This window comes from Pseudanabaena mucicola FACHB-723, from assembly GCF_014696385.1.
Lineage (GTDB): Bacteria > Cyanobacteriota > Cyanobacteriia > Pseudanabaenales > Pseudanabaenaceae > Pseudanabaena.
The window spans coordinates 255241-262317 of sequence record NZ_JACJQB010000002.1 but is presented as its reverse complement, the minus strand read 5'-3'; the positions used below and the strand labels follow the sequence as shown (position 1 = coordinate 262317).

General features: G+C 42.9%; 8 protein-coding genes. 3 read left to right on the top strand and 5 right to left on the bottom strand.

Going from position 1 to position 7077, the window contains the following annotated elements; all coding sequences use genetic code 11:
• Positions 1 to 446: IS630 family transposase (locus H6F41_RS02805; protein WP_190401942.1), on the top strand; the 446-nt coding region annotated here is incomplete at its 5' end.
• On the opposite strand, the gene H6F41_RS02800 is transcribed toward H6F41_RS02805, so the two are convergent.
• Entirely contained in the window at positions 443 to 667 is a 225-nt protein-coding gene (locus H6F41_RS02800; protein WP_190401941.1) for a cold shock domain-containing protein, read from the bottom strand. The two genes, H6F41_RS02805 and H6F41_RS02800, sit on opposite strands and share 4 nt — an antisense overlap.
• Positions 668 to 808: 141 nt before the next feature.
• Between H6F41_RS02800 and crtH the strand changes: the two genes are divergently transcribed.
• Positions 809 to 2323, top strand: a complete 1515-nt coding sequence (gene crtH / locus H6F41_RS02795) for a carotenoid isomerase (RefSeq protein ID WP_190401940.1) — start codon at positions 809 to 811, stop codon at positions 2321 to 2323.
• A gap of 50 nt (positions 2324 to 2373) precedes the next feature.
• Here crtH and pyrR read toward each other — a convergent pair whose 3' ends face one another.
• Entirely contained in the window at positions 2374 to 2922 is a 549-nt protein-coding gene (gene pyrR, locus H6F41_RS02790; RefSeq protein WP_190401939.1) for a bifunctional pyr operon transcriptional regulator/uracil phosphoribosyltransferase PyrR, read from the bottom strand.
• A 117-nt stretch (positions 2923 to 3039) separates the two neighbouring features.
• Positions 3040 to 3369 carry a thioredoxin gene (gene trxA / locus H6F41_RS02785; protein ID WP_094534188.1) on the bottom strand — a complete coding sequence of 110 codons (330 nt, stop codon included), beginning with the start codon at positions 3367 to 3369 and terminating at the stop codon, positions 3040 to 3042.
• Between the two features lie 459 nt (positions 3370 to 3828).
• Between trxA and H6F41_RS02780 the strand changes: the two genes are divergently transcribed.
• The gene (locus H6F41_RS02780; protein ID WP_190401938.1) at positions 3829 to 5190 is read left to right on the top strand and encodes an AmpG family muropeptide MFS transporter; all 1362 of its coding nucleotides are present in this window, start codon (positions 3829 to 3831) and stop codon (positions 5188 to 5190) included.
• A 272-nt stretch (positions 5191 to 5462) separates the two neighbouring features.
• Here the strand turns inward: H6F41_RS02780 and H6F41_RS02775 are convergent, their stop codons facing one another.
• Both H6F41_RS02775 and H6F41_RS02770 read right to left on the bottom strand, forming a co-directional pair.
• Complete coding sequence (locus H6F41_RS02775; RefSeq protein WP_190401937.1) at positions 5463 to 6248, bottom strand: DUF3120 domain-containing protein; 786 nt, start codon at positions 6246 to 6248, stop codon at positions 5463 to 5465.
• 75 nt (positions 6249 to 6323) lie between these two features.
• Positions 6324 to 7040 (bottom strand): Uma2 family endonuclease, encoded by a 717-nt coding sequence (locus H6F41_RS02770; protein ID WP_242022885.1) that lies wholly within the window; start codon positions 7038 to 7040, stop codon positions 6324 to 6326.
• Positions 7041 to 7077: the final 37 nt, after the last annotated feature.

Below are 7077 nucleotides of genomic sequence, written 5' to 3'. Positions count from 1 at the left end.
TTCCCTATGCTTGGCAAGAGAAAGGGACGGGTTTAAGCTTACCCAGTCAACGCAGTAAGAGGTTAAATGTCGTGGGTTTGATGAATCGAAACAATGACTTATCTGCTTATGTTTTTGAACGCAGTATCACCAGTGCAGTCATTCTCGCTTGTATCGATGACTTTGCTCGTCAATCTACCAAGCCAACAGTGATTGTTATGGATAAAGCCTCTATTCATACCAGTCAAATGATTCAAGAGAAATTAGAGCAGTGGAAGAACCAGCAAGTTGAGATTTTCCAGTTACCCCCTTATAGTCCCCAGTTGAACTTGATTGAAATTTTGTGGCGTTTCATGAAGTATGAGTGGATTGAACTCAATGCATATGAATCTTGGGAAAGTTTAGTCTCTTATGTTGAAAAAGTTCTTCGAGACTTTGGTTCAACTTATGTAATTAATTTTGCTTAGCTACTTACTCCTAAAATAAAAGCATTGCTCGCACAAACTTTGTCATTTTTAGCGACAACATAGTAATAAATTGTGTCTCCTACTTGTGGACGACGATTTGAGTCTTTAATCTCAGAGATATGTAGAAAAATGTCTTGACTGCCATCTACAGGCTGAATAAACCCAAATCCCTGATCATCTTTCCATTTTATAAGCTGCCCACTTCGCAAACTAGATTTCATTCATCAATACTCTACTTACCTGAAGGTTTCGGATTATAATATTACAATTAAGACTATTTTTAGGAAAAATACTACCAATATTGAAAAGTGTTAGTAAGGTCTAAAACGGTATAGTAAGTAGAGTCTTAGTTAAGAAATGTAATGACGCAAATACTCAATGCGGATGTAATTGTAATTGGCTCAGGAATCGGTGGCTTAGTCACGGCAACGCAATTGGCGGCAAAGGGGGCAAGCGTAATTGTCCTAGAGCGCTACTTGATTGCGGGTGGCAGTGGCGGCTACTTTGAGCGCAATGGTTACCGCTTTGATGTGGGCGCATCGATGATCTTTGGTTTTGGCGATCGCGGTACGACCAACCTGCTCACTCGTGCATTGGCGGCGGTGAATATGAAAATGGAGACGATTCCCGACCCCGTGCAGATCCATTATCATTTGCCGAATAATCTGGAAATCGAAGTGCATCGTGACTATGAGCAGTTTATTAAAGAATTAGGCGATCGCTTTCCCCATGAGCGTGAGGGAATTCGTAAGTTTTACGATGAATGTTGGAAGATTTTTAATTGCTTAAATGCGATCGAGTTGCTGTCATTAGAAGAATGGCGCTACTTGATGCGCGTATTTTTCCAGAATCCTCTCGCTTGTTTAGGCTTAGCTGCTTATTTACCTCAAAATGCAGGGGATATCGCTAAGAAATATATTCGCGATCCTGAACTGTTGCAGTTTATCGACATGGAATGTTACTGCTGGTCAGTGGTTCCCGCCGATCGCACACCTGCGATTAATGCAGGGATGGTCTTTAGCGATCGCCATTACGGTGGCATTAACTATCCTGTTGGTGGTGTGGGCAAGATTGCCGAAAAACTAGCGGAAGGTTTAGATAAAGCGGGTGGTGAAATTCGCTATGGGGCAAGGGTTACTCAGATTATTCCCAAATCTAAATCAGGTACAGGGGCGATCGGTGTAAAGTTAGCCAATGGCGAAATTCTCTATGCCAAGAAAGTTGTTTCCAATGCCACACGTTGGGATACCTTTGGGAACTTGCTTAAGGATGAACCTTTGCCAAGTGGCGAAAAAGGATGGCAATCACGCTATCAAAAATCCCCTAGTTTCCTCAGTTTGCACCTTGGTGTCGAAGCCTCCGCGATACCTGAAAATGCAGCTTGTCACCATATCTTGCTAGAAGATTGGAACGATCTTCAGAAAGAACAAGGCACAATTTTTGTCTCGATTCCCACCTTGTTAGATCCTTCCCTTGCGCCTGAAGGTCATCACATCGTGCATACCTTCACACCGAGCTGGATGAGCGAATGGGAAAGTTTATCGCCTTCGGCATATGAAGAGAAGAAAAATGAGGCTGCTAAAAAACTTTGCGATCGCCTCCTAGCAATTTTCCCGAAACTAGAAGACTGTCTCGACTATCAAGAAATTGGTACACCCCGCAGCCATAGACGATTCCTTGGTCGTACCGATGGAACCTATGGTCCAATTCCTGCGGGTAAGCCTTTAGGTCTTTTAGGAATGCCATTTAATCGGACTTCTATTCCCGATTTATATTGTGTAGGTGATAGCACTTTCCCCGGACAAGGCTTAAATGCAGTAGCCTTTTCGGGATTCGCTTGTGGACACCTAGTTGCATCATCATTAGGACTTGTATAGAAGTGACTAAGAGCAAAACGAAATACATATATAGAAACGAGAGATTGATCTTAGTCGATTGGTTTGATTAACTCAACGCCATCACGCTCATCACCTGCGCTGCTCAAAAATACTTTCACTTGCTCATCCTTAGAAGTCGGCAAAGTTTTACCCACATAATCAGGATGGATTGGTAGTTCACGATGTCCGCGATCAATTAGCGCTAACAATCTGACCACTTTGGGACGACCATAATCATGGATTGCACTCAATGCCGCGCCAATCGTACGCCCACTGTAAATAACATCATCGACTAAGATGATCGTTTTACCATTGAGATCAAAGGGGATCTCGGTTTTGCTAGGTGTTCGCAATCCAATCTTGTCAAGATCATCACGGTAAAAAGTGATATCTAAGGCTCCTGAAGGTACTAATACCCCCTCAAGCATATGTATTTGCTTTGCGATCGCAACACTGAGAGGTACACCACGGGTATACACACCCAGCAAAACAATATTTGATAAATCATCACTTGCTTCGACAACTTGCGAAGCAAGACGATTAATTGTGCGACGTAGCTCGTCAGCCGACAAAATTTCGACAATCTTAGATTGTGACACCACTTAGTTTCGTTAAATTAGCTTCTAGATATTACTTAAATATAGCGCTTTGCGCTTAGCCATCTAAAACAGAAGGGGCGCAACGCGCCCCTTCTGTTTTAGAGATTGAAAAAATTCTTAGCTATCTAAGTGCTTTTCAATTGTGGTAGACAGTGTTGTTTTAGGAACAGCACCAACAACCACATCCACCCGTTGACCACCCTTAAATAACATGAGCGTGGGAATACTGCGAATGCCATATTGTCCAGCTACGCTAGGATTCTCATCGGTATTGAGCTTAAAAACTTTGATCTTGCCCTCATATTGTGTGGCAACTTCTTCCACGACAGGAGCAACCATACGGCAGGGGCCACACCAAGGTGCCCAAAAATCTACTAGAACAGGGATGTCACTTTTAAGTACGTCCTGCTCAAAGCTAGCATCTGTGACGGCGATCGCTGATGACATGCTTTGCTAACTCCCTAAATACTAAAAACTTTTACTATCAAAATTTACGTGTAGGTAGTATAACAGCTAGCACCGCATATTTGCTAAAAACCAGAATTGTTAAGCAATAAACTCAAAATCTCGATCATGTCGCCATCGCGCAATTATGGGTAAAAATAAGAAACTACTTTTACTGCTCATAGCTTCGGGCGTTAACTAATTTTGCCTTTTATAGGCAAAAAATAAGAAACTTCCTTTGCTGCTCATAGGTTCGGGAGTTAACCAATTTTGCTTATCATCAGCAAAAATAAGAAACTGCCTTTGCTGCTCATAAGCTCGAGCATTAACTAATTTTGCCTTTTATAGGCAAAAAATAAGAAACCGCCTTTGCTGCTCATAAGCTCGGGCGGAATGTGGTGTGAGGAGTGAACGGAAACTTTCGTCTCCGCTTACATATATATTGTAATCCAATCCGCAGGTATGAATACACTTACCCAGTTTTTTCGGGTTTTTCAGAGTCGCAAAATGGCGGCTCTTTTGTCATTAGGGTTTGCATCAGGTTTACCCTTTGCCCTAACCGATGATGCATTTCGTGCATGGCTTACCAGTGCTAAGTTTGACCTCAGTACGATTGGTTGGTTAGGGCTAGTTTCCTTACCCTATTCTCTCAAATTTTTATGGTCACCCTTTATTGATCGCTTTGTTCCACCCTTTTTAGGGCGGCGCAGAGGCTGGATTTTGCTGACACAGTTAGGATTAATCCTTGCAATTTTAGCGATCGCATTACAAATGTTTACAATTGGCAATATTTTGCCAACCGAACGGGGAGGTGCTTTGCCAATATTGGCAATTGCGGCTTTGATTCTGGCTTTCCTAAGTGCGACCCAAGATATTGCGATCGATGCCTATCGTACTGATGTCCTGCAAGTGCAGGAGGTGGGGGCGGGTATTGCAATCTGGGTGATGGGCTATAGGATTGCGCTGTTATTTGCAGGATTTATTGGGTTTAATCTTGCTAGCCAACTAGGTTGGGCGTGGGTCTATGTATTGCTGGCTGTAGTAATGAGTTTAGGACTGATCGCCACAATCATTGCCCCTGAACCACCTGAAGTTGAGCTAAGACCAGCCACCTTAGATGAAGCTGTGATTAAACCCTTTCAAGAGTTTTTTCAGCGCCTTGGATTTACTAAAGTCGTATTGATTCTCATCTTTACGATCTTCTATCGCTTTAGTGATGCGATGGTGGGCAAAATGGCAGTTCCTTTCTTAAAAACTTTGTTTGATGATGGCACAATTGGCACGGTTAGACAGGGAATTGGTCTATTTGCGACCATCGTGGGGACTTTGGCGGGAGGAGCAATTCTCAGCAAAATTGGCGTAAATCGCTCACTATGGGTGTTTGGATTTTTACAGGCAATTAGCAATATTGGCTATTATGCGATCGCAATTGCAGGTAAAAATGATCTAGTTTTACTCGCTGCGATTAACGTCGAAAACTTTTGCAGTGGTTTAGGAACGGCAGGATTTTTAGGATTCCTGATGGTGCTATGCAATCCTAGTTTCTCGGCAACGCAGTTTGCTCTCTTGTCTAGTCTATTTGCCGTTGGCAGAGATTTGATCGCCTCACCATTTTCAGGAGAAGCTGCTCAATTTATTCAAAAGAACATATCCTCATGGACGGCAATCAATCAGATGCCTTTACTGGCTGGCAGTGATGGCAAAGGTTGGGCATTATTTTTCTTATTTACCTTGGTATTAGCCATTCCGGGGATGATGTTCCTACCATTTTTCGCACCTTGGAATGGAGAATTTAAGAAGGTGGATTCATTGCCGATGGATTAGTTCTGTAGATCAGGCGCGATTGGCATTACAAAGTGCCGCCAACCGCTTCATAGATTTAAACCTATGAACATCAATACATGTGAGCATTGATTACAATTGCTTAATATTTCACCCGATCGCGTGAGGCACAGACAGAACAGATTCCAGTAATCTACCTATCAATGAAGCCTTAAACTGACTGCACCCAGCGCTCCCACGCTGGGTTTTTATTTTGTCAAAAATTTGTCAAAAAAAGACTCGCAAAGCGAGTCTTTTTTTGTTTGGATTGTTATTTAGCCTAATGTGGCAACGATGAAAAAGAGTAAATCAACAAAGATTGTCCCTAATACCGCACCGCCAAAAGCCCAGTAGCCCAGATCTAGCGATCGCATTGCTTTATTGCCAGTGATCAAGAGTAAGGCTGCCAAAATACAAGCCCAAGTCATCCCCCATGGTGTTTCCACCAAACTGAGCGCATTCTTCAAGATTGGTTGGGCGAGACTCACATTTGACTCCACCTGCATCAATGCTTGCCAATGGGGAAATAGATGTGCGGTGTAAAAGTATAAATCGGTAATTGTCGTACCAAACAGCGAGCCAATGTAAAACCAGCCACCGACTCTGTGCGAATCATTACGAATTGCCCAGATTGCCCAAGGTAAAGCTAGTGCTTCGACAGGAACATGGTAGGCAGGCTCCCAACGTAACCAACCCCAATAGAGGGAGCCACATAACCAAGTGAGGCTAAAGCCCCAGATTAAGCTGCCCCATATTTTAGTTTTTGGGTCTGCTTGGAGATGCTTGGCGATTGCTAGCCAACCGACGGTACAAATCAAGCTCAACCAAGGGGCATAGCGCACAAGGGGAGCTTCAAAAAAGACAGGTACGGATACTAAAAATAGAGCCGCAAACCAAACTCGCCAATGCTGCACTAAGGAAGCGAGGGAAAGTAAAGATTGCGATAAGTATTGGGGAAACGCAGACGGAACATTTGCAGTTAAGGGTAAAGCCTGAACTGTTGATGTAGAACGTGCTAAGGTGCGCTCCTCTAGTTCAACCTTGTCAGGATTTAAAAACAAAGTATCTTAAAAAGTTATATTAATTTTTATTACTTAATATATTAACAGGCTTTTTTAACCAAGCTAGCTTAGCCTCTAGCTTTTTTTAAGATTGTCGCTTACCCATTGCCGAAATTCCTTGAGGGTTTGGCGATCGCCTAGTTCAAATCGCTTCTGCACAAACTCTACTACCACTGCCGCAGGTAAGTTAGGAAAAGACAAGCTATGTTCTATTTTTTGATAAGCCCCCTTTTCTAAGCCCAGAAAATCTAAGCTATAGCCGTTATAGATCCAAATTTCAGGGACTTGAAGTTGAGCATAGATCGGTAAACGGCGATCGCTAGGGTTAGTAATATCGACTTCTAACACTAGATCGGGTGGCGGATCTTGCCCCATCATAATTACATCTTGATTGCGAATCTTTGGCTCATTTTGAATGTAATAGCAAGAATCAGGTTCAGCGCCAATCTTGAGTTCAGGAATTCGCATCAATAATGAGCCGCATTTACATAAATCTATCTCTAGCTCATCGGACAGCACCCGAACTAAATCATCAATAAACCGATTGCTGCGCTCATGTAGCGCCATTGGCGACATAATTTCTAAGTTTCCATTGATGTAATGAAATAATGTGCTGCGGCGATCGCCTACATCTTCTAGTAATTGCTCAAAGGTTTGCCAACTGATGTTTTCTAGCCAGATTCTTTGCTCGGCAATTGGTCGCACTTGATCTCCGCGATCGGGCAAAGCCATGAACTCTTCATCAGTCCAAATTTTGGCTTTAGCTTTAGCTTTTTCTGTGGCGATCATCATGGCTTTAATTTCTTTTATCTAGTGTGAACCTGTGCCA

Coding starts and splice junctions, on each gene's coding strand:
- trxA (WP_094534188.1), bottom strand. CDS start 3,369: ATGTCATCAGCGATCGCCGTCACAGATGCTAGCTTTGAGCAGGACGTA.
- H6F41_RS02780 (WP_190401938.1), top strand. CDS start 3,829: ATGAATACACTTACCCAGTTTTTTCGGGTTTTTCAGAGTCGCAAAATG.
- H6F41_RS02800 (WP_190401941.1), bottom strand. CDS start 667: ATGAAATCTAGTTTGCGAAGTGGGCAGCTTATAAAATGGAAAGATGAT.
- crtH (WP_190401940.1), top strand. CDS start 809: ATGACGCAAATACTCAATGCGGATGTAATTGTAATTGGCTCAGGAATC.
- H6F41_RS02770 (WP_242022885.1), bottom strand. CDS start 7,040: ATGATGATCGCCACAGAAAAAGCTAAAGCTAAAGCCAAAATTTGGACT.